Annotated in this window: 17 protein-coding genes; 7 read left to right on the forward strand and 10 right to left on the reverse strand. The window is 57.3% G+C overall.

The window, feature by feature from the left end; genetic code table 11:
• Positions 1–202: 202 nt before the first annotated feature.
• On the forward strand, positions 203–2089 hold the full coding sequence (mutL, locus tag SH661x_RS16855; protein ID WP_437223823.1) for a DNA mismatch repair endonuclease MutL: 1887 nt from the start codon (positions 203–205) through the stop codon (positions 2087–2089).
• 303 nt (positions 2090–2392) lie between these two features.
• Positions 2393–2953, forward strand: a complete 561-nt coding sequence (gene frr / locus SH661x_RS16860; protein ID WP_437231215.1) for a ribosome recycling factor — start codon at positions 2393–2395, stop codon at positions 2951–2953.
• 142 nt (positions 2954–3095) lie between these two features.
• Here the strand turns inward: frr and SH661x_RS16865 are convergent, their stop codons facing one another.
• A complete protein-coding gene (locus SH661x_RS16865) occupies positions 3096–4619 on the reverse strand; it encodes a sensor histidine kinase (RefSeq protein ID WP_437223826.1) in 1524 nt (507 codons plus the stop codon).
• A gap of 584 nt (positions 4620–5203) precedes the next feature.
• On the opposite strand from SH661x_RS16865, the gene SH661x_RS16870 reads away from it, so the two are divergent.
• Both SH661x_RS16870 and SH661x_RS16875 read left to right on the forward strand, forming a co-directional pair.
• Positions 5204–6583, forward strand: coding sequence for a sodium-dependent bicarbonate transport family permease (locus tag SH661x_RS16870; RefSeq protein WP_437231216.1), 1380 nt, complete (start codon positions 5204–5206; stop codon positions 6581–6583).
• A 220-nt stretch (positions 6584–6803) separates the two neighbouring features.
• The gene (locus SH661x_RS16875; RefSeq protein WP_437223828.1) at positions 6804–7112 is read left to right on the forward strand and encodes a hypothetical protein; all 309 of its coding nucleotides are present in this window, start codon (positions 6804–6806) and stop codon (positions 7110–7112) included.
• A gap of 61 nt (positions 7113–7173) precedes the next feature.
• On the opposite strand, the gene SH661x_RS16880 is transcribed toward SH661x_RS16875, so the two are convergent.
• Positions 7174–8460 carry a tagaturonate epimerase family protein gene (locus tag SH661x_RS16880; RefSeq protein ID WP_437223831.1) on the reverse strand — a complete coding sequence of 429 codons (1287 nt, stop codon included), beginning with the start codon at positions 8458–8460 and terminating at the stop codon, positions 7174–7176.
• Positions 8461–8554: 94 nt separating this feature from the next.
• On the reverse strand, positions 8555–10162 hold the full coding sequence (pruA, locus tag SH661x_RS16885) for an L-glutamate gamma-semialdehyde dehydrogenase (protein WP_437223834.1): 1608 nt from the start codon (positions 10160–10162) through the stop codon (positions 8555–8557).
• A gap of 527 nt (positions 10163–10689) precedes the next feature.
• Here pruA and SH661x_RS16890 point away from each other — a divergent pair.
• Both SH661x_RS16890 and SH661x_RS16895 read left to right on the forward strand, forming a co-directional pair.
• Complete coding sequence (locus tag SH661x_RS16890) at positions 10690–11883, forward strand: M24 family metallopeptidase (protein ID WP_437223837.1); 1194 nt, start codon at positions 10690–10692, stop codon at positions 11881–11883.
• Positions 11884–12152: 269 nt separating this feature from the next.
• Positions 12153–13178, forward strand: coding sequence for a hypothetical protein (locus tag SH661x_RS16895; RefSeq protein ID WP_437223840.1), 1026 nt, complete (start codon positions 12153–12155; stop codon positions 13176–13178).
• A 105-nt stretch (positions 13179–13283) separates the two neighbouring features.
• Here the strand turns inward: SH661x_RS16895 and SH661x_RS16900 are convergent, their stop codons facing one another.
• On the reverse strand, positions 13284–13811 hold the full coding sequence (locus tag SH661x_RS16900) for a cation transporter (RefSeq protein ID WP_437223843.1): 528 nt from the start codon (positions 13809–13811) through the stop codon (positions 13284–13286).
• A gap of 227 nt (positions 13812–14038) precedes the next feature.
• The gene (locus tag SH661x_RS16905; protein WP_437223846.1) at positions 14039–14512 is read right to left on the reverse strand and encodes a hypothetical protein; all 474 of its coding nucleotides are present in this window, start codon (positions 14510–14512) and stop codon (positions 14039–14041) included.
• A 293-nt stretch (positions 14513–14805) separates the two neighbouring features.
• On the opposite strand from SH661x_RS16905, the gene SH661x_RS16910 reads away from it, so the two are divergent.
• The gene (locus tag SH661x_RS16910) at positions 14806–15771 is read left to right on the forward strand and encodes an L-threonylcarbamoyladenylate synthase (protein WP_437223848.1); all 966 of its coding nucleotides are present in this window, start codon (positions 14806–14808) and stop codon (positions 15769–15771) included.
• A 26-nt stretch (positions 15772–15797) separates the two neighbouring features.
• On the opposite strand, the gene SH661x_RS16915 is transcribed toward SH661x_RS16910, so the two are convergent.
• The 5 genes from SH661x_RS16915 to SH661x_RS16935 all read right to left on the reverse strand — a co-directional run bounded on the left by SH661x_RS16915 (position 15798) and on the right by SH661x_RS16935 (position 21728).
• Positions 15798–17591, reverse strand: coding sequence for a redoxin family protein (locus tag SH661x_RS16915; RefSeq protein WP_437223850.1), 1794 nt, complete (start codon positions 17589–17591; stop codon positions 15798–15800).
• 201 nt (positions 17592–17792) lie between these two features.
• The gene (locus tag SH661x_RS16920; protein ID WP_437223853.1) at positions 17793–18743 is read right to left on the reverse strand and encodes a 6-phosphogluconolactonase; all 951 of its coding nucleotides are present in this window, start codon (positions 18741–18743) and stop codon (positions 17793–17795) included.
• A gap of 159 nt (positions 18744–18902) precedes the next feature.
• Positions 18903–19685, reverse strand: a complete 783-nt coding sequence (locus SH661x_RS16925; RefSeq protein ID WP_437223855.1) for an arginyltransferase — start codon at positions 19683–19685, stop codon at positions 18903–18905.
• A gap of 18 nt (positions 19686–19703) precedes the next feature.
• Positions 19704–20969: an outer membrane protein assembly factor BamB family protein gene (locus SH661x_RS16930; protein WP_437223858.1), complete on the reverse strand. Its 1266-nt coding sequence runs from the start codon at positions 20967–20969 to the stop codon at positions 19704–19706.
• A 129-nt stretch (positions 20970–21098) separates the two neighbouring features.
• Positions 21099–21728 (reverse strand): hypothetical protein, encoded by a 630-nt coding sequence (locus SH661x_RS16935; protein ID WP_437223860.1) that lies wholly within the window; start codon positions 21726–21728, stop codon positions 21099–21101.
• Between the last annotated feature and the right edge of the window lie 380 nt (positions 21729–22108).

Below are 22108 nucleotides of genomic sequence, written 5' to 3' on the forward strand. Positions count from 1 at the left end.
GCCTGTTCCTCTTGATTTCTCTCTCCGTGTCACCGTGCCTCCGTGGTGAATTTCATTCGTAACCCGACCTGCATCGCGGCTGAACTTCGCTGAGAATTCTGTTAACATCTGATTTGTTCTGACAACGTGGCGGGCGGAAGACGAACCTCTTCCGCTCGCCATTTTCACTGACCTGCTTCGATTCCACAGACATTTCCCTCACATGCACACGGAAGTGACCACCCGCATCCGACAACTCCCTCCTGCGGTCATCAACAAGATTGCTGCTGGAGAGGTGATTGAACGTCCTGCCAGCGTCGTGAAAGAGATGCTGGAAAACTCCGTCGATGCACTGGCAACGAAGATCGAAGTCGACATCGAAGAGGGGGGCACCGAGCTGATCCGGATCGCCGACAACGGAGAAGGAATTCACCCCGACGATGTCGAGCTGACTGTCGCCAGCCATGCCACCAGCAAACTCACCGATGCAGATGATCTTTTCAACGTCCGCACTATGGGGTTTCGCGGCGAAGCACTGGCGTCGATTGCGGAAGTCTCCCACTTTCGATTGAGGACCAAGCAGCGCGATCAGCTGATGGGAACCGAACTCGAAGTCCACGGAGGAATTCTCAAGGAGCCCCGCGCGTGCGGCTGCCCGGACGGGACGCAGATTGAAATCCGGCAACTGTTCTTCAACACGCCTGTCCGCCGCAAGTTCCTGAAAACGTCGTCGACCGAGTTCGCTCACATTTCCGAACACTTCACACGAATCGCCATTGCGTACCCGAACCTGCAGATGACTCTGCGGCACAACAACCGGACGGTCTATGAACTGCCGCCGACCCATCAGCTCGTCGAACGTCTGGAACTGTTCTTCGGACGCGAACTCGCATCTCAGCTCATCCCCGTGGAAGCCAGTCACGGAGGAGCCCGCATTTGGGGATTCGTCGGTCATCCCAGCCAGAGCAAGGGAACGCGAAAAGGGCAGTACCTGTTTCTCAACGGCCGCTGTATTCAGGATCGTTCGCTGCAGCATGCTCTGGGGGAAGCCTATCGCGGACTGATGATGGTGGGGCGCTATCCGGTGGCGTTCCTGTTTCTGGAAGTGCCGGCCGACCAGGTGGACGTCAACGTTCATCCCACAAAATCCGAGGTCCGCTTTCAGGACAGTCAGGTGCTCTATCGCCTGATGCTCTCGACGCTGCGAAACAAATTCCTGTCGATGGACCTGGATTCGAAGCTGACTCTGGGTGGCCCCGCAGCCACCCCGGAAACTCCGCCGTTGCGTCACGAAGACACGCAGATCCAGCGCGAACTGGTGGCATGGACCACACATCAACTCGACCGGCAGGTGCAGGAACTCCCCGGTCTGACCGGTTCTGTCCCGGCTTTCGAAAAGTTTCCCGAGTTACCCGAGCGAAGTTTCCAGCGAGCGCTGGAAGCAGCAGAACGACCGGATCCCGCGCCGGTCGCCTCTTCACCGATTACTCATGTCACGACAGCGGAATCGGTCCACACTCCTGCCTCCGCAGCTGCTGAAGTGCGTGCCATGCAGGTGCATGACTGCTATCTGGTGGTCGAGACGACAGACGGCATTACGGTCATCGACCAGCATGCACTCCACGAACGGATCATGTACGAGCATCTGCGCCGGCGTGTGCTCGCGGGTGGAATCGAAGTTCAGCGACTGCTGATTCCAATCACGGTCGATCTGTCGAGTCGGGAAGCGGGAATCCTTCTGGATCAGATTGATCTGCTGAAGGAACTCGGCCTGCAGGTGGAGGACTTCGGGGGAAATACGATCGCCCTCTCGGGTTATCCGACTCTGCTGGCGAAGGCCGATCCCGCACGTCTGCTCAAAGAGATCGTTGAACTGCTGGAAACCTCGGGTCGGCGGATCGAACGGCGTGACCTCATCGACAGCCTGCTGCACATGATGTCGTGTAAGGCCGCGATCAAAGCAGGGCAACGACTCTCTCCGGAGGAAATGGAAGCACTCCTCGAGCAGCGGCACCTGTGTGATGATGCCCATCACTGCCCGCACGGGCGACCGACCGCATTGAAGCTGAGTCGTGAGGAACTCGACCGCCAGTTCGGTCGACTCGGGTAGCTTCCGTTCCGTGGTGGTCCAATTCATTTGAAGCATCGTGACACGACGAACACGTCGCGCAGCTGAGCCACGGTCCTTTTCCTCACCCCATGGGATTGGTGGGGCCGCGACATCATCCGATGCTGCCTCACGGCAGGGAATTACGGTGATCGCCACCCCTGCACTTCTCTATTTTGACTCTGTGCAGTATGGTGATTTCCCGATGAGATTTCGCATCGGAAAATTTTTTTGAACATGTCACCTTCCTCAGATTGCCGGGAAGTGACGAGTTGCTGCATCGCTCGAGGAGTGTGAAATATGGCTATGGACGTTGATGAGATTCTGCTGGATGCCGAAGAACGCATGGAGAAAGCAGTCGAAGTGTTTCGCAATTCCCTTTCGGGACTGCGGACCGGACGCGCTTCCCCCGGCCTCGTCGATTCCGTGAGGGTGAACTACTACGGTTCGCCAACCCCGCTCAAGCAGGTGGCGACCGTCAGCTGTCCTGAACCGCAGCAGATCCTGATCCGCCCGTTCGATCAGGGCTCTCTCAACGACATCATCAAGGCGATTCAGGCGAGCGACGCGGGACTGGCCCCGAATTCAGACGGGCGCATGATCCGCATCAATGTTCCGCCCCTGTCGACCGAACGCCGACGGGAAATGACCACCCGCATCAGCAAGTTCGCGGAAGAAGCTCGCGTTGCGATCCGCAACGTGCGTCGTGATGCCAACAAACATGCAGACACTGCCGAGAAGGAAAAGACTCTCTCCGAGGACGATCTCGAAAGCGTCAAAGAGCAGATTCAGGAGCTGACAAAGAAGTTCGAAGGCAAGACGAACGAGATTGCCAAGGACAAAGAAAAAGAAATCATGGAAGACTGACGCAGTCGCTGATTGGCCGCACTCCTCCCCGGGGTGCGGCCAGAGCGGTTTTGCAAATAATCTATTACGTTCCGCAGGCGATAATATGGACTTTCATGCGGTGAAAACCCTGAATCGCCTGCACATGATAGACCAAACTAGTCTAATCGACCTGCGGCGCGGCGGGAGGTAATTCGATCCGGAACTCGACGCCCCCCTCGGGAAGATTGAATCCGTTCAATTCTCCTCCGTGATTCTGGATGATCCTCCGGCAGATCGTCAGCCCCAGTCCCGTTCCTGTCTCTTTCGTACTGACGAACGGTTCAAAAATCTGTTCGAGCATTTCCGGCGGGACGCCTGGCCCGGAATCAATTACACGGATGAGGATCGGTTCAGGCTCTTGCGGGTCGCTCCCCTGCGGACTTTCGAGTCGAATCTCGATGCTGCCCCCTTCTGGTTGAGCATCCAGACTGTTCAGCAACAGATTGAGCATCACCTGCCGCATCCGTAGCGGATCGGCATCGACCTCAACCCGTCCGTCGGTGAGATCCGCGGACAGTTCGACATGCTGAACGTTGGCACGGGCAGCGACCAGTTCCATCGCTTGCCGAATGACGGTGGCCAGATCGATCCGTTTGCATTGGAGTGCCTGCGGCTTGGCGAAGTCGAGAAATTCCTGCACCAGTCCCTCGAGTCGACGAATCTCTTCATCCAGCACCTTCAGTTGCGGTTGAGAGAGACTGGGGCCATCTGGTCGGGAGAGAGCCCGCTGCACGAGCATCTTCATCGGCATCAGCGGATTGCGAAGTTCATGGGCCAAGCCGGCTGCCAGTTGTCCTACCGCAGCGAATTTCTGGTTTCGAAGGCTTTCCAGCTCACGCTGCTGCAGACGTTCAATGACCAAACCGATGTGATCTTCAACCTGCTTGAGCCCCGATTCGAGCCCTGAAATCCCGCCGATGTTCGAAATCTTGACAGGGCCGACCACTTCCTGAAGCCGGTCCGCAGCTCCCCGCACCGAAACGTCCAGCTTGATCATTGTGCGACGCACCCCACGGGCGATGGCCAGTCCCGCGACCAGACCGGCAGCTCCTCCGCAGACCCCCAGCAGCAGGAATGCCTCGAACATTTTGTTGGCGGTCTGGCGATTGGCTTCGTTCGTGCGATCGGCCGCCTGCTCGTTGGTTTTGACGTATTCGCTGATGGGACGCTGAACATTCGTATTCAGCAGATCATCCAGAGCCGTCGCGGCAGCATCTCTCTGTTCGACCGGCTGGCTGCGAAGTTCTTTCAACTGCTCAAAGAACGTCTGCATGCCCTGATGCAGTTCGGCCCAGATCTGCAGAGATGTCTTCTGGGCGACTCCGCCGGCAATCGACTTTGTATTCGTGGCGAACTCGTGCAGTCGTTCGAGTCGATTCTCGAAAGCGGGCCGCAGCGCTTCGATCTGATCAAGGAACTCGTCCTGTGGATCGAAATGGTACTGGCGGAGCAGCTGCCGCATGTCGCTGACCACCAGCAGCAGATTCTGTGCGGCCAGCGTATTGTGAAATTCCAGATTGACCAGCTCTGAAACGGACGCCTGTTGCTGCTGGACGTTCCAGGCCGCCAGAATTCCGAGGCTGAACAGCAGGATGCTGATCGCAATGGTGGGAGCCATGATGTGCAGCATGAATCGCGTATTCATCACAGCTTTCCAGAGGGGCGTTCGTCGACAGAGGAAGTGACACCACTTCGGTCAGGTCGTGTCTAGAAATTAGACCATGTCGAAAATATTTGATCCAAGACTTCTGAAGATACCTTCTTTTTCCGAAGAGAGCACGAGGACAAGCCGCGTCCGTGCATTTTTCTTTTCTCTGTCATTCCTACGGAGTTACAGTTCACCGCCCGCCGCTGGCCCCGACGCAGCCACGGTCGATCTCGGCTCCACGGGGGTGGCCGGTCGAATTCCTTCGCGCTTCTGGCACGGTGGCTGCTGCTGGGATCGAGGTTCACGATGAGTGATCCATTTCTGGATCGGCGACCGAGGTCACGAAAGCTTTTTTGAGAAAGTTCTTCCGTGTTTCGCAGGCGATCCCAGGCATGTTCACTCGTAGAAACATCTGAGTCGCCAGCGCCCGCCGGAGCGAATTGCTCCCAGAAGCGACCAGAAAGGAACGCCTCGGAAGCGGCCAGGAGCAGTTGATGTTGCAGATGATGTTGGAGCCAATGACTTTGCTGGCGTCTCATGCCGCGGGACACTTCCCTGCGGCCTCCGCCAACGCAGAGAACATGAGTCTCCTCCAGGAGTTCGGATATAACTTTATCCACAATCTCTTTAAGCCGCTGTTGCTCTTTTTCTATGCCGGCTTTCTGATCCCGATTCTGAAAATGAAGTTCGAATTCCCGAAAGTCCTCTACCAGTCCATCACCATCTACCTGTTGCTGGCGATCGGCTGGCATGGGGGAGAAGAGCTGGCCAGCCTGTCGAGAGGAGATCTCGTTCAGGCGCTCGGATTCATGGTGATCGGCTTCTTCACCAACCTGGTGATTGGATGTCTGGCCTATTCCGTCCTGCGACTGACGACCGGTCTCAGACAGATCGACGCGGCCACTGTCGCCGGCTACTACGGATCGGACTCTGCGGGAACATTCGTCACCTGCGTTGGAGTGCTGACAGCGACAGGCATTGCCTATGCCGCTTACATGCCGGTGATGCTGGCGGTCATGGAGATTCCCGGCTGCCTGGTCGCACTGGTCATCGTGGCCCGCCTGAGAAGAAATGGAATGGACGCGAATGGAAACATGCCGGGGGAGCGCGGATACGATCGGAACGCCGTACACAGCCACATCGCGATCCATGAGCCCGCCCTTCAGAAGCACGTCGGCACGCATTCACGAACCGTCCCTGTTCGGCAGGCGGCGCTCGTCGCGGCCGGGATTGAAGAGGAAGCACTTTATCAGGGCGAGAATGCGACCCGTTCCGACCATATGTCCGGGGATTCAAACCGCGAGTCTCCCGAAGACTTTGAAGATGACATCTCGCTGCAGGAACCGGGACATGGCGGGGAGCTGGTCACCGAAGAGTCCCGTCATTCCGGCAGTCTCCTGAATAAGGAACTGCTGCATGAAGTCTTCTTCAACCCCGGGATCTACCTGCTCTTTTCAGGGATTCTCATTGGGTTCATCAGTCAGCTGCAGGGCCCCTCGGTTACGAAGCCGGACGATACTCTGTTTGTGAACCTATTCCCGCCGATTCTGTGCCTGTTCCTGCTGGAGATGGGGATGACCGCATCCCAGAAACTGGGTGACCTGCGGAGCGCCGGCTGGAAATTCGTCGCCTTTGCCGTCCTCGCCCCCAATCTGTTCGCGACACTGGGGATCTGCATTGCCCACGCGTATTCAATGTTTCTGGGGCAAACTCTTGAGATCGGAACGTACGCCCTGTTCGCAGTCCTGTGCGGAGCAGCTTCTTATATCGCATTGCCAGCGGTGCAGCGGATGGCGATCCCCGAAGCAAGCCCGACACTTCCACTCGCAGCTTCACTGGGATGCACATTTTCCTACAACGTCACGATCGGAATTCCCGTTTACATTCTGATTGCAAAGATCATCACCAGGAGTTTCCCGGTTGCTCATCAAGTGGTTGCAGCCATGCAATCAGGCTCGTAATACAGTTTGATTTTTTCAGAGTACGCCGCGTGAGTAAGTGCATTGAGTCGCGTCATGCCAAGAATGCACTCGCTCACGCTTCGTGCGCTGAGAGAAGATTCATTGAGCATTTCAATAAGTTGAACGGTCGCACCCGGGCGAATCCCACGAAAGTGAGAAGTTCCGGCGGCGATTGCCCAGAAGTTGAGTGAAGGCCAACATTCAAAAATGGAGTCAGGTCATGTCTCGCCCTGTCAGGGATCTCCCCCCTGGAGCGTCGCGGCCACCGCCGCTTGAAAATCGGAATCCGACAGTCTCCCCGGACCATCAGGACTTGCAGACTGAAGGACAGAATCCGCGCCTGCTGGGGCTGCCCGGTCAGCCCGCGCGCGTGTATTTCCTCATTGCGTTCGTCGCATTCACAGCAGCCGCAGCGGGCTGGTTGATCACAACATTCCTCTCCGGATGGATGGAAGTTGCCGGGACGCTGGCCGTGGGACTCTTCTACCTGGGACTGGGATTGCAGGAACTCGGAAGACGCCCCTCTTGACCATGTCTCCAGCAGACAGGCCAGTGCGACGTCTTCTGCGAAAATCCTGTCTCCGCCAGACTCAGCCTGCGTTCAGGGCCTGAAGATGGCGAACGAAGTGTTCGGTCAGCACTTCATTGTAAACCCCGGCATTCTCACGCAGCACCTGCTGGACGACTGGCCCCAGTTCCGGGTGCAGCAGGACCGATCCGAACGTGCAATGCAGGATCTGCCGACCCGGTGCTGTGAACCCGCGTCCGGCCGGGACATCGTCCCAGCATTCCAGATACAGCTGTTCGAGTTGCCGCGCGGTCTGGACGTTCGCGGGTGCGGGAACGTCATTGGTGGTCGCCGAGACGTGATAGGTCGCCTTGTCCACGTCGTAACGATCACGGGCGAAATCGACGATCCGTCGAAACTCGTCCGGGGCACAGCGGGCCACAACTCTCAACGCTTCCAGATAGCTGGTTCCCGCGGTCTTGACGTGGAACTGTCCCTGCGTTTTCCGCGCCAGCAGTCCGTACATGGAAAGTTTGTCGGACCCCGAATGCAGGCTGATCTTGTAAGGGCCCATCGATCGCGCAACGGCCGCGTGCTCACCCATCGAGCGTTCCAGGGCAGCGAGGTCTCCCTTGTAATCAACTCCCTTTTCGAGTTCTCCGATGAAACGCGGAGCAAGACTGATGATCCGCACATCATGTCGACGCAGCTGGTCGGCAATGATGTAGTGCTCGGCCAGAGTGGTCGGCTGATCGGTTTCATCCACGCTCAGTTCGATTTCGAATGGTTGCTTCCGCTCGGAAGCGGCCTGCTGAATCGTCTGTGCCAGTTCTATCGTCTTCCGGATGGCGGGGCCGTATTTCACCGCTGCCCGCAGGACCGCTTCAGCATTGAAATCGATGATCGGTCCCTGGTCGACTCGAATCGTCTTTCCGGTGTAGTGCTGAACCCAGTCAACATCGTCCTCGATCGCAGCAAATTTTTCCTGCAGCGTGTTCTCATCGTAATCGTCCGCCCGTTGATCGACGCTGCCACTGGGATCGATCGTGTAAAAGACGAATCCGGCATCAGCAGTGTACTTGATGTCTTCTTCCGTCTTCAGATGATCCGCATCAGCTCCCCAGACTCCCGTGAATCCCGCGGCAGCCAGAGCATCCACAGCAGCCTGCATCACCTGCGGGGCCGTCCGCTGAGTCCGGGCCATCTCCCGGATCGACTGCTGGGCAAAGATCCCGAGAATCGGTCCTCCCGCCTGCTGAAGCGCTGCGAGATGCCCGGGAGTCGCCAGGCCCAGCCGGTCGCCGAATCCGAAGCTGGGGGCCAGTCCGAGTGCCGAAGGTTGCGGACGGTGCGAAGGTGTCGGAGTCATTGTAGCGCTTTCTGGTGGAACACGTGCTGTTGAACACGAAAACGCAGTTCAACCTGCGATTCGTCGGGACAAGGACAACCTTCAGCTCACATCATCATTCGGTCTCTGTGGCAGGTGCGAATCCACGTCGGACCGTATTCTCACTGACGGTGACTGGCAGCAGGAAGTTCAACAGATAGTCGGGACCGCCCGTTTTTGTGCCGATCCCCGACATCTTATATCCGCCAAAGGGGTGCCGTTGCACAATCGCTCCGGTGATCCCCCGATTGAGGTACAGATTTCCAACCTGGAACTCTTCTCGTGCCCGCTGCAGATTCTTCGGACTTCGACTGTAGATTCCACCGGTCAGCGCGAAGCGTGTTCCGTTGGCAATCTGGAAAGCGTGGTCCAGATTCCGGGCTCGCATCACACACAGCACCGGACCGAAGATTTCCGCCTGAGCCAGCCGGGAATCGGGTTCGACGTTGGCAAAAACATGCGGCCCGATGAAATACCCCTCTTTGGCAAGCTTGCCGACATCCCCTGCCACAATCGTCGTGCATTCTTCCTTGCCGATCGCAATGTAATCCTGGATCCGGTTGAAGGCCTCTTCGTCAATCACAGGACCGAAGTCACTGCCAGGATTTTCCGCCGGCCCGACAATCAGGCTCTCGCATGCCAGTTTCAATCGCTCCAGGAACGTGTCATAGATGTCTCCCAGCACGATGACTCGCGAACAGGCGGAGCATTTCTGACCGGCATAATCGAATGCGCTGCGAACGACCCCGAGCACAGCGTCATCCAGATCCGCGTCTTCATCAATAATAATGGCATTCTTGCCCCCCATCTCGGCGACGACATGTTTGACGTTTGCCTGCTCGGGAGAGGGCTCTGCGGCCAGTTTGTTGATCGTCAGGCCGACTTCACGGGACCCGGTAAAGGCGATGACATCGACATCCGGATGCTGCACGAGCGTCGGCCCGATGTCTTCTCCCACGCCGGGAAGGAAGTTCAGCACTCCGGTCGGAATCCCTGCATCCTTGGCAATCTGCATCAGCTTGGACGCAATGATCGAAGACTGCTCAGCAGGCTTCATCACCACGGCATTTCCGGTCACCAGAGCGGCTGCCGTCATGCCGGTGAGAATGGCGAGCGGAAAATTCCAGGGAGCAATGACCACCACCACCCCACGGGCGCGATAGTCGTAGCTGTTCTCTTCGCCGGGGTAATCACACTTGAGCGTCGTGGTCAGGTCCCGCATGGCGAGCGAATAGTAATTGCAGAAATCGATCGCCTCTGCGACGTCGCCGTCCGCCTCTTTCCAGGGCTTTCCGCATTCATAGACCATCCAGGCAGCCAGCTCGAAGCGCCGTGCCCGCATTTCAGAGGCCATCAGTTCGACGTATTCCGCACGGTGATCCGTGGAAACTTTTCGCCACCGCGTTGCAGCTGCCCGGGCCGACTCGACAGCCTGATTTGCCAACTCCACCGTCGCCGCGTTGATGGTTCCAAGGTTTTCAGACTTCTTTGAGGGATTGCGGGCGACGAGGCTGGAGCGGGTGGTCATCGCCTTGCCGTTGATGACAGCTGTGTAATCCGTTCCGAACTGGGATTTCACCTCTTTGAGTGCGAATTCCATCGCTTCGCGATTCTCGCGGCGGCTGAAGTCCGTGAGCGGTTCATTCCTGAACTTCTGCACAGCGAACGTCTGTTTCCTCTCCATCTGCGACATTTCCAATCCCCGGTCCCTAGCGTCGTTTTTCCTTCAATGTTGCCTTGCCTGCGACGAAGGATAGAAGATTTGCATCAAGATTGCTCTGTGGCGCGAAATCCTCCCCTTTCATTCGCGGACATCTCGTGAACTTCGAAGGATCACGAGGGCTGTCGTTCCCGTCAAGCAGCCAGCCCGCATTTCAGGCGGACATGAATGACAGCACCGGTTTTTGTCGGCCCGGCAGGGTGAAATTGAACCACGGAAGACGCGGAAGTCACGGAAAGGAAGCGCGAATCGGGGGAATCCAGCGAATTCGGATCCGGGATCTCTTTGACTGGTCAATGTCATACGACGCGCCTGATTCACAGTTTGACGACCTCTCGTCTCATCTTCCGTGCTTTTCCGCGCCTTCCGTGGTTCCATCTGAATTCCCTGTCCTCACCATTGCGATGCCCCGACATCTGCGGGAAAATCACACTTCAATAAAACTGACCCCACTTCCCTTTACCCAGTCCCCTCTCCCCCCCGGTGCGATCTTGAGTTTTGACCTCGAAGCGATTCAACAGGCTCTGCGGGAGTACGGGATCGATGGCTGGTTGCTGTACGATTTTCGGGGGAGTAATGCACTGGCCCGGCGGCTTCTGGAGTTTCCCGAGGGAACCCTGGGGTCGCGCCGCTGCGTGTACGGAATCCCGGCTTCCGGCACGCCAATGAAACTTGTCCATCGGATTGAAGAGACCTCTCTGGACCACCTTCCCGGAGATGCACGGGTCTACCTGCACTGGCGGGAGTTCGCTGCCGGCCTGCAGGCGTTCTGTCAGGGCAAGCAGACAGTGGCGATGGAATACGCTCCGCTGGCTGGGAACCCGTATATTTCGAGAGTCGATGCCGGCACGGTGGATCTTGTCCGCTCGTATGGGGTCGATGTCGTTTCTTCGGGCGATCTGATTCAGCTGTTTGAAGCGACCTGCGATGACGCCCAGTTCGAATCGCATCTGCAGGCCTCGGTCATTACGAATGTGGCCTATGACGTCGCCTGGAAGATGATTGCCGATGCCGCTCGAGCGGGAACGGGCGTGGAGGAACAAGCTGTCGCTGAGGCGATCGAACAGCATTTTCTGAAGCATCGTTGCGTGACGTCGCACCCGCCGATCGTGGCGAGAAACGAGCACAGCGGCATGCCTCATTACGAAACTGGAACCGGAAAAGAGACGCTGATTCGCGCCGGGGATTTCGTTCTGATTGACTTATGGGCGAAGCTGGATCAGCCGCGCAGCATTTTCAGCGATCTCACCCGGGTCGGGTACGTCGGTGAGACAGTTCCTGACAAGTATCAGCAGGTTTTCAAGATCGTGGCAGCGGCACGCGATGCGGGGATCGCAGCTGTGAAGTCCGCATTCGCTGAAGGAAAAGCCATTCGAGGCGGAGAGGTGGATGAGATTGTGAGGAGCGTGATCACCCAGGCGGGATACGGCCCATACTTCACGCATCGGACCGGCCACAGCATCGGTCAGGACCTGCATGGCAACGGTGCCCACATCGACAATCTGGAAACCCGTGACGAACGCCAGCTGATCCCCCGCACCTGCTTTTCCATCGAGCCGGGTATTTACCAGGCGGAATTCGGCATCCGCAGCGAAGTGGATGTCTTCATCGACGGGGCTGGAACCGTGCATGTCACCGGAGGAAGGATCCAGCAAGAGGTGATTGCGATTCTGAATGACTATTGAGCATTTCCCGTTCATCGTTTTGCCACACATTTGAAGTGTGTGGCAAAACATTCCGCTCATGACCAGCAGAATCAGCCGTCCGACCGACGGGCTGACTCGCCAGCGGAAGTTTCTGCCGCAGGATATTTTCCCCAGCTTCCGCAACCGGACTCCGCACGGATCACATCACCGTCTCAGGCAGGAAATCCGATACCACAGGAGTGAGTCGTCTCATGGACGATTCCTCCAAATTTGGTTAGCACGCATGTCTCCAGGATGGAAACAATACGATGCTCTGTTGGTCAACATACTTCCGAATTCTGTTGTTGGCGACCCCGGTCCTTCTGCTTCCGGCGGTCTCTTCTGCGCAGTTCGTTCCCGGGTCAGGAACACTGCTCAACCGGGATGACCTGGAGGACTCGACATTCGTCTACACTCACAACCTGCCCAAGAGCAGCCGAGAGGAAGATGAGCAGGTGCGGTATCCGCTCGGCTTCAGCAGCACCGGCATGTGGTTCGAAAGTCCGAAGCGAGGCTCTCCGGACTCCGTCAAATGGGTCGAAACCCCGGCTGGCGGTATTCCCGGAAGCAAAGGCTGCCTGTACCTGCGTTCGCGCGATACCGGCGTCCCAGGGCACCCGGGATTCAACTTCCGTAAAGACGGAGTTCATCAGGCTCAGGACGACTTCATCATGAAGGCCCGCCCGGTGTCGGTGGCCTCTTCCCCCAGCACGACCGTGCGTTTGTATCTCCCCTCCTGGGATCAATGGGAACAGCGAAACGGAGTCTCCTTCGGATACCGTGCAGGGATGCAGGGACCGCAGGAAAAGCAGAAGCCCAGCGTCGGCAAGAAGCTGTTCGGACGCGGACGTATGAATACAGTGACCGAAATGGAACCGTTCTATCCAGGCTTCTTCATCCACTTCGTGCCGGGCGACGATCCCCAGAACAAGAAGGGTCATCCGTATGCCATGCTGTTGCTGCGAGCCGATGAACGGGGGCACGAAATGCAGGGACCGGTCATCGAGACTCCGGGCTGGTGGACGCTGGGAATGTCTGTCACACCAGATGGCCGCGTTCACTACTACGCCCATGCCGGTGTCGAAGACCTGACTCAGGCCGACTACATCCGCTCTTCACTCCCGTACAGCATCCGCGGAACGACGTTCAACACGATCTTCTTCAACGTCTGTTCGGCAGACAACGGGCAGTCCTGGTCAACTCCCTGGATTCTGGACGAGCCCAGCGTGTACTACGGCAGTGCTCCATCGGTCATCCAGGCTCAACGCCCTGGGACCACCAGCCAGCAGCAGTAACAATCACGTCACTGCTTGAATGTCGCGATGAAAAACGAAAATCCCCCGGCATGTTCCCGGGGGATTTTTCTATTGGAAGACCACGATTCTCGACGGGATTCAGGTCTATTTGACTTCGCCATGCAGGCCGGCATCGTGCAGTGCCTTCAAGGTCGCAGCGAGATTGATCTTCTCTCCCTTGATCGTCAATGTCCCTTTCTTCTGGACAGCTTCAACCGATCTCACTCCCGCGACAGACGCAGCTGCATCTTTCGCAACGTCCACACAACCGCCGCAGCACAGGTGGACTCCGGTGACCTGAACTTCGTCAGCGGTTTTGTCGGGATCGATTTTGGACTCCGGGCCGGGGACGGAGGTTTTTCCGTAAAATCCGCTGGACGCTAATGCCTTCAGGCCTCGCTGAGCTGCAGCATCGTCAGCGGCCTCGAAGGTCACCGTTTCGTGATCCTTGTCGACATTGACGGCTGAGACACCGTCGACTTTGGAAAGGGACTGGCTGGCAGCTTTCACGCACCCGCCACAGCACAGATGCACCCCTTCCACTTTGATTTCGGCAGCCCAGACACTGGACGTTGCCATCACCATGAAAGCAAATGCAGCATGCGACAACGTAGCGAGTTTGACTCTGAACATGAGACAGGATCCATTTAACGCCGGACAGGTGTGGAGAAGTGACACACCTGAAAGATAACAGGACATTCCAGGGACCGCCAGATTTTTCTGACAGCCAGACCAGTTTGGTCTATCATGTGCAGGCGATTGAGGATTTTCACCGCATGAAAGTCCATATGATCGCCTGCGGAACGTAATAGATTATTAGCAAAACCGCTCTAGCGTTGATGGACGAGCCGGGGGGTGTTTTACCGGTCCGAGATCGAGCAGATTGATGCGAAATCGGCATCATCGTCCATCGCGAGGTCATCATCCCCCGCTGCCAGACGGAGTTGAGGCCGACCCTGCACACTCGCGAGAGCAGCACGCCGAGCGTCGGAAGAGGATTCGTCATTCCCTGAATTGAACAGGGTGAGTTCCGGGCCAGCCGGCTGATCATGCTCCTTGAGCACAGCTTCCAGTCGATCCCTCTGTTCCCGGAGAAGCAACATCCCGGTGATACCTGCCAGAAGCCCCCAGCTTCCCAGAAATGCCACCGTATTGGCTTTGACGTTGCTGCTGGAAATCTGCCGAAGGACCTGCGAGCGTTCTTCTCCCAGCTTCGACAGGACCACGGAATTCACCACGTCGGCATGAACCTGAAAATGCAGCCAGAAGCCGACCGCCAGACACAACCCCTGTGCCAGGACCAGACGGAGGTAGAACAGGTGAAAGGGCGACATCAAAATGAGTTCCATAGGGAAAAAGTTCTCCCGAAAACTAGCCTCCGAAGTCGTGATCCGCTCGAAAAAGCCGAATTTCACAATGGAAATTGCATGATGCCAATTCGCAACATGCGGTTTGTAGCGATGAGGTTGGCAACGCCCGCTGTATCGGTCACAATTTTTGACTGATTCAGGTCGAAGAAAATTCTGACACGAGAGTCGGGAGGTCGCTGACCGACCTGCTCTGGACTCTCGTCTCTTGACTCACGACGCGTCCTGAATGTGCTCCTGCTACCTCCCTACGGTGAATTGTGCCCGCTGAACTGACTGACAATATCGAACTGGCTGCCGGGCGGCTGAAAACAGGGGGACTGGTCGCGTTCGCCACGGAGACCGTTTACGGTCTGGGAGCCAATGCGCTGGATGTGACGGCAGTCGCCAAAGTCTTTGCCGCGAAGAAGCGTCCGCACTTCGACCCACTCATCGTCCACATTGCTGACGTCTCGGAGATCGAAACGCTGGTGACTGACGTCCCTGAGGTCGCCAGAACGCTGATGCAGAAGTTCTGGCCGGGGCCGCTGACTCTCGTGCTGCCGAAGGCACCTTGCGTCCCCGATCTGGTGACAGCAGGACTCCCGGGGGTCGCTGTCCGGGTCCCAGATCATCCACAGGCCCGCGAATTGATCAGACGCAGCGGAGTCCCCGTCGCGGCTCCGAGTGCCAACCCGTTTGGTCGAATCAGCCCGACCACCGCGGAACACGTGATGGATTCTCTCGGGGAACAGATTGATCTGGTCCTGCAGGGGGGCGCGTGCCGGATCGGAGTGGAGTCAACAGTATTGCACGTGCTTCAGGGTGAAGTCCCGCTGCTGTTACGTCCCGGAGGTCTGCCGCGAGAGGCCATTGAAGCTGAGATTGGTCCCATCGCGGTCCCGACCAGTGAAGGTGACGACGGGACAGCACAGGTCGCCCCGGGCCGACTGCTGAAGCATTACGCTCCCCGCAAACGTCTTCTCATCGTCGAAGACTGGACCGGAATTGATGCCAGCCCATCCGATGGGGCATTGAGCCTGCAGCCGTTTCAGGCCTCTGATCGATTCGGACAGGTGGAAGTCCTTTCCGAGTCCGGGAACCTCAATGAAGCGGCCGCCAGCTTCTTCGCAGCTCTGCGCAGACTCGATGAGAATCCCGGCATCGACCGGATCTTTGCCACCCGTTTACCCGATGAAGGGCTCGGACTGGCCTTGAACGACCGTCTGACCCGGGCTGCGCGATAGCCGACTCGCTTGAGCCCGGACACGGTTTATTTCCTGACGTGGCCGGTCTTCGGATCGATGTCGAGATTCAGCTGTTCATCATCATCCGTATAGAAAAGGAAGGCGTACATCATTTCATCGAACGACTGGTCCCCTTCTTTCACAGTGACCGTCGGATCCGGGTTAAAGGGATTGAACACGGAGTTATCGAAGTGAGCGGTTGCCTGAATGCGGGTTCCTTTGGCGAACTTCTTTGTCCCTTTCGGCCAGCGGTAGAACATCTGCCAGTTGAAGTCGTAATTGGGAATCGCCAGGAGAATTTCCCGCTTGCCGGCGGGATCAATGGCTTCGAAGACCATGTCCTTCCCCCGCAGGTGCATGTGCGTGAACATTCCGACTCCTGTGGCATTGCAGTTGATTTCTTCCGACGCCGATAAGGGAAAATGCGGATCGCCCGGCGGAATGGCAATGTGGTGATTAATACACGGAGCATGCTGCAGCCGCTTCTGGATCTTCTCTTTGGCAAAGACGATCCCAACTGAGGTTCGGTCCGTGGTCGCTTCCCCCGTCGGAACGTAATGCATTTGAAGCACCAGCAACGAACCGGCTGGGATGCATTGACCGACTCCGTCCTCCAACACGAGTGCCTCCCCCCCGGGAACATAGCCGGAAATGAGGTTTTGGGTGCTGACTTTCTCACCCGGCCGAACGTAGCCGAGATTGCAGTGATGCATCACCTCGAGATTGCTCGGCAGGATTTCGACCCGCTGTACCCATGTATCTTTGAGAAAGATTGTGGGAAGGACAGCAATCCGGTAAGGCAGAACTCCGGTCGCGGGGATCTCGGATTCGACAAGAGTCTGAATAACCAAATCGGGCTCACCGATTTTCCATTTCAACTGGGAAAATTCTCGCGGCGGCGGAAGTTTCGCGGGATCCCCTTCGACCTTCCCCTTCTGAGCCCACGCCATGATCAGTGCCCGGTCCTGGGGAGACATTTCCCGCAGGTTCTCGAATTTTCCGTGCTCGCGGGATGCGAAGTGGGGAGGCATCTGTCCCGACCGGACCACTTCGGCAATCATCCCGGCATGTGAAATCGCGTCAGAGTAAGTGATCAGGCTGAAGGGAGCTGCAGTCCCCGGGCGATGGCAATCCTGACAGTGCTTCGCCAACAAGGGGGCGATGTGTTCGTTGAAGGTCACCTGTTCCGGAACGCTGGCAGGCAGGGTGCGGAGTCCATCGAATTCAATCTGACAGCCGTCCACAGGTGTCTCGGGCACAGCGACCTCCCGGCCGGCAAGAACGTCCTCGATTGCGAGTTGCAGATCTTCGCGTGCAGTTCCCGGGTTGATCCCCCCGATCCGGACCTGGGTTCCGATGCGCCCGCGATACCGCAGTCGGAAATCGCTGTCCAGAACGACCACTTCCGGAGTTCTCAAGACCCCCAGCATGGCAGCAGCTTCCCCTTCAAAATCTTTTCCGACTGCAAACGGCAGATCTGCTTTGAGCGCCTGCCAGGCGACTTCCACAATCGGATCGCTCACTCCCACATTGAGCGCCAGAAACTGCACCTCCTGATCGCGAAACTTCTCTTCCATGGCTTTCAGCAGCGGCAGCGAGCGGCGTACCACAGGACACTGGAGCGTGGTGAAGACGACGACGTAAGCCCGCTTCTTGCCGAAATCGGAAAGAGTTCTCGGCAGGTAATGGGTGTCTGTGAACGTCCAGTTCGGGGCCACTTCGCCGATTTTCAGCCGACTTTGCGAAGGAGCGTCGGCGTGACAGACGGTTCCCAGAACGACGAGGAATCCAAGAATCTGGAAGAGCGATCGTGCCCGCATTCAGCTGTCTCCCGGCCACTTCATCCCGGGCCCCTGACAACAAATCACGTCCCGGCTCAACAGGTCTACCCTCTCACTCCCCAAATGGTTGCCAGAATCCCGCAAAAAGCAAAGCTTATCCCCTATCCACTATCCACAAAAAAAGAGCCGGAACTTTCATTCCGGCTCTCTGCTCTGGACTCTCCGTCGCACGACTCTCGACTAATTACATTCCGCCACCAGTGGACCGGCGAGCTCGTTCAGGAAGAACAGGCGGCCGGGCTGGGTGCACATGTAGCTGGAAGGAATCCAGGAGGTCGGCTCATGGCGGAGCGACATCCACAGGCTCAATCCCTGCCACAGCATGCCGCGGCCGAAGGTTCCATCGCAGCCGCCGATGATATGGTCGGCGTTGAGGAACAGGGCCGGGCCGATAGTGTTGGCGTATGCCGGAACTTTTGTCGTGCGGCTCTTGAAGCTGGTCACGGCGTTCTGCTCGATCGTCAGCGGGTGCAGTTTGGCACCGATCCGATGAGTCTGGGCCTTCCACTCTTTCTCGCTGGAGTATTCTCCGGCGAACTGCGGCTCCCAGAACGCGATATGGCAGACGCGGCCGATTCCGAAGACGACAGCGTGCTTGGCACCTTCCGCCTTCAGGTTGGCGATCTTCTCAGCGTAGGTTGGCAGGTTGTCTTTGGTTGCGAAGTTCCGCTGCTTCTTGGGGACGGTCAATTTTCCAAGAGGGCCGTAGAACGCTTCCTGCATGGCGTTCTGGAATCCGCCCGGTTCGTTCCCCGGCAGCGTGTTCCCCTTGGCATCGCTCCACTCGTCCATGTTGAAACCGTAAACGTGATCGCAGTTGACCTGCCACTCGTTCAGGAAGTAAACGGCCCAGCGATACATTCCCATCGGACCGACGGGGAGAATGATCGACAGCTTGCGACCTTCTTCGCGGGTGCGGCGGATGGTCATGGCGATCTCATGCCCCATCAAGGTGTCGAAATCCGACAGCGACGCACAGGGGACCGGAGTGAACTTCTTGTGCCACCACTTCTGACGAGTCGTGATCGTCGCGGGGTTTTCATCAATGCAGGCGTCGATCTTCGCCAGATCCCAGCCTTTGGGAAAAAAGTTCTCCAGCAGAGAACCTTCAATCGTTGACAGCAAATCCATTTTACTCTCCAGGTCGAATCGTTAGGGATACCAGTTGCAGGGAGTGTGAAATCGGTCGGAAGGCTCCTTGCAGCCAGCGGCCGGACTGCATTCCCTTCCCCGAAAATCAAAAAGTGCGATGTCACCGCATATTCCCGGGTAGTTCACGACTGTTATCGGCTACTCAGGATCCGCAGGATTCGCGACGTTATAGGTTTCCTCATCCACGTTCAACCAAGCCGGGATTTCCTCATCTTCGGGACGGCTCCGCAGGACCTGATGCGGATGAAAGCGGTTCTTATAAGCCATCGATGGGCATTCTCCGATCCAATATCCCAGATAGACGAAATCGAGGTTCAGACGCCGGGCAAGTTCGATCTCACACAGCAGGGAAAACGTCCCCGGCCCAAGATCCCGCCAGGCTGGGGCATGAAAGAAATAAACGCTCGATACCGAATGCGGAAGACAGTCGATCAGTCCCACGCCGACCAGCTCATCGCCGTCCCGATACTGCAGTTCGTGCAGGCTGGGGTACTCCCCGACCAGAAAGCTGCGGGCATAGCCTTTCATCGTGTGTCGCTGGGGTTTCCAGTCACGGCGTTCGGTCATGTCGACGTGCCAGTCGTTGTAGAGCCGAACGTGATCTTCACTGACCCCCGCCGGGTGCAGCGTGACGGTGATATGCGAATTCTTCTTCAGCGTTCTTCGCTGACTCTTGTTCGGGTGGAAGTCCTGCACCTTGACCCGGATCGGAACGCATTTCGTACAAGCTGCGCAGGCGGGACGGAAGATGTCGATTCCAAACCGTCGCCAGCCTCGCTCCAGCATTGATTCCAGCTGATGCGGACTCAGGCCGCGATAACTTCGGTATTCCAGTGCAGCGGTCTGATCCGGCAGATACGAACAGGTTCGCGGCGGTTCAGTCAGATGCAGGAGTTCTTCGGGAAGGGACAGGCCGGGCATAACGTCGACTCCCCTGAATCAGCGCGATGTCTGCACTTCCGCCGTCTTCGGCGACGCTTTCAGGCAAGAGAGGGTATGAAAACCGCGAAAGTAAACGCGTCCGTTGGCGACAGCGGGAGTCGAATAGGAAGCATCTCCCAGTTTCCCTCCCGGATACTCATGGAACGTCGGGCTGGCGTCGATCACTTTCACCAGTCCATCCTCAGAGATGCAATAGATCTTGCCGGCGATGACGACGGGGGACCCGCTGTAGTTCCCGCCGATGCGTTCCCGCCAGACGTTCTTGGAGAAGTCGCCCTGCATATCGACGCAACATGCGGTTCCATCATCGTTCCATAAATACAGGTGATCTCCGAAGACGACGGGAGTCGGAACGTACGGCATCAACTTCTTGCGGACCGAATGCACCAGCTTCTCCGGCTCCCCCTGCTTTGATGGATCAACGATGACCATTTCGGCACCGCGCCCGCCGGATCCGCAGCTTCCAAAAAGAAGTCCATTTCCGAATATGGGCGAACCGACCGTCCGTTCCGGCAAGGCTCCGGAAGCCCAGAGCTCTTCACCGGTCTTCGGATCGAGCCCTGCAAGGCCAGCGGCTCCGCTCAGGACAATCAACTGATCTTTTCCGTCCAGGTTCAAAACCATGGGAGTTGCATAGGAAGCGGTTTTTACTTTCCGGGGGGAACTCCAGCGGGTCTCCCCCGTTTTCAGATCCAGTGCTTCGATACTGCTGGGACCATTCTGATCGTTCGGGACGATGAGCAGTTCGCCATAGATCACCGGCGAGCCCCCGTATCCGTGCTCTGCCACGAAGGGGCCGAAATCCCGCTTCCAGACTTCGTTCCCCTGCATGTCGTACGCAGCGACAATGTAGTGCTCGGCATCAGCCTGAGCGACGTAGACCCGTTCGCCGTCTGTCACGGGAGTGCCGGATCCGTAGCTGTTCTTGGCATGCAGCTTGTTCGGATCGAGATGAGTGGACTTCGTCCAGCGAGTCTCTCCGGTGATCGCGTCCAGGCACAGGAGCAGTCGGGTCCCATCATCTTCGCCCGACGTCAGAAACAGGGTGTCTTTCCAGATCACAGGCGAGGAGTGACCTTTGCCGGGGAGTTTCACGACCCATTCGTAGTCCGATTCGGACCAGCTGGTGGGGACTCCCTGAAGCTGGCTGATCCCTTCACCATTGGGACCGCGAAAACGACTCCAGACCTCCTGAGCGGAAAGTGAATGTCCGATCGACACCGCAACAAGTGTGAATAACACCAAGGTTCCATGGCGCAGCATCGATCCAGTCCTGATTGTTTGGTCAATCCTGATGAACGGTCCTTAAAACAGAGTGTAACCCGCAGTCTCCAGGGACGGAACCCTCTCACTCTCGACGCGTGAAACCGAACTCACCAGGCTGCACGTCAATCACAGGCAGATTTCCATCGTCATGAATCGTTCCGGGGTTTTTGCATAGGACGCTGCCAGCTGTTGCAGGGTCTGCCAGCGCGTGGAGTGATGCGGACTTTCAAACTCAGGCGGCTCCTGGGGGAGGTTCTCAATCAGATCCTTGCGAATCAGCATGCTCCGAATCTTCTTCTGTTTGAGGTTGCCGGCCGCCTCGCAGGTCAGGCACAGCACGTATTCACGGCATTGAACGACCCCTCCCAGGTCCTGCTTCATCACTCCCGTCGCAAACCGCTCTGCAATTTCGTTGAGAACAGAATTCAGATAGTACCAGTCTTCTCCCTGCGGCAACTTGAGGAGTGGATCCTGAGCAGTCGTTCGCTGAGCTGCCTCGGTAACCACCCGAGCGGCAGCAGTGTTGAGGAAAACATCTTCACACCGCTTCTCGAGCAGCGTCCGAATCCGGAGACGGCCATCTCGAATCGAGTTCAAGGACACGTTGATGCGGTCGAAGAATTCGCGTCTCGTCCAGTCCCGTTTCGCTCGTCGGTGCCCGAGGAACCATCCGATCAGCGTGAACCCGGCAGCCACGACGATCTTGATCCAGTTCTCATTGAATTTCTCCAGCAGGAACTCGAGGACTTCTTTCATGAGAACGCTCCTTGGGTGAGGACTCAGTGAAACGGCGTGCTCGGAGAATAACAGACTTCATCCGGGAACGCAGATGGAGTCCCTGCGGAGCACATGTCCGTCAGACGGCAGGATGAGTGTCTTGAGGTGGCGGCCCCCAGTGATCTCTGGAGAGCGGCTCTGCGACACCACACACCCTCGCCGGTAACGACGGGCCGAGCGTCGACATCGACTCACCACACGGAGTGAACGGTCGACGGTTGTATCAACTGGACACCTCTGCGCTTTTGGCCGCCTCATAATCCATCCAAGCGCCACAGAGTTTCGCGAAACACATCACCCTCGATCTATTCCACCAATCGTCGACACAAAATGCAGTAAAAACACGCGGTTTGCGCAAT

It is taken from the genome of Planctomicrobium stercoris, assembly GCF_051465655.1.
In the GTDB taxonomy this organism is placed as follows: Bacteria; Planctomycetota; Planctomycetia; order Planctomycetales; family Planctomycetaceae; genus Planctomicrobium.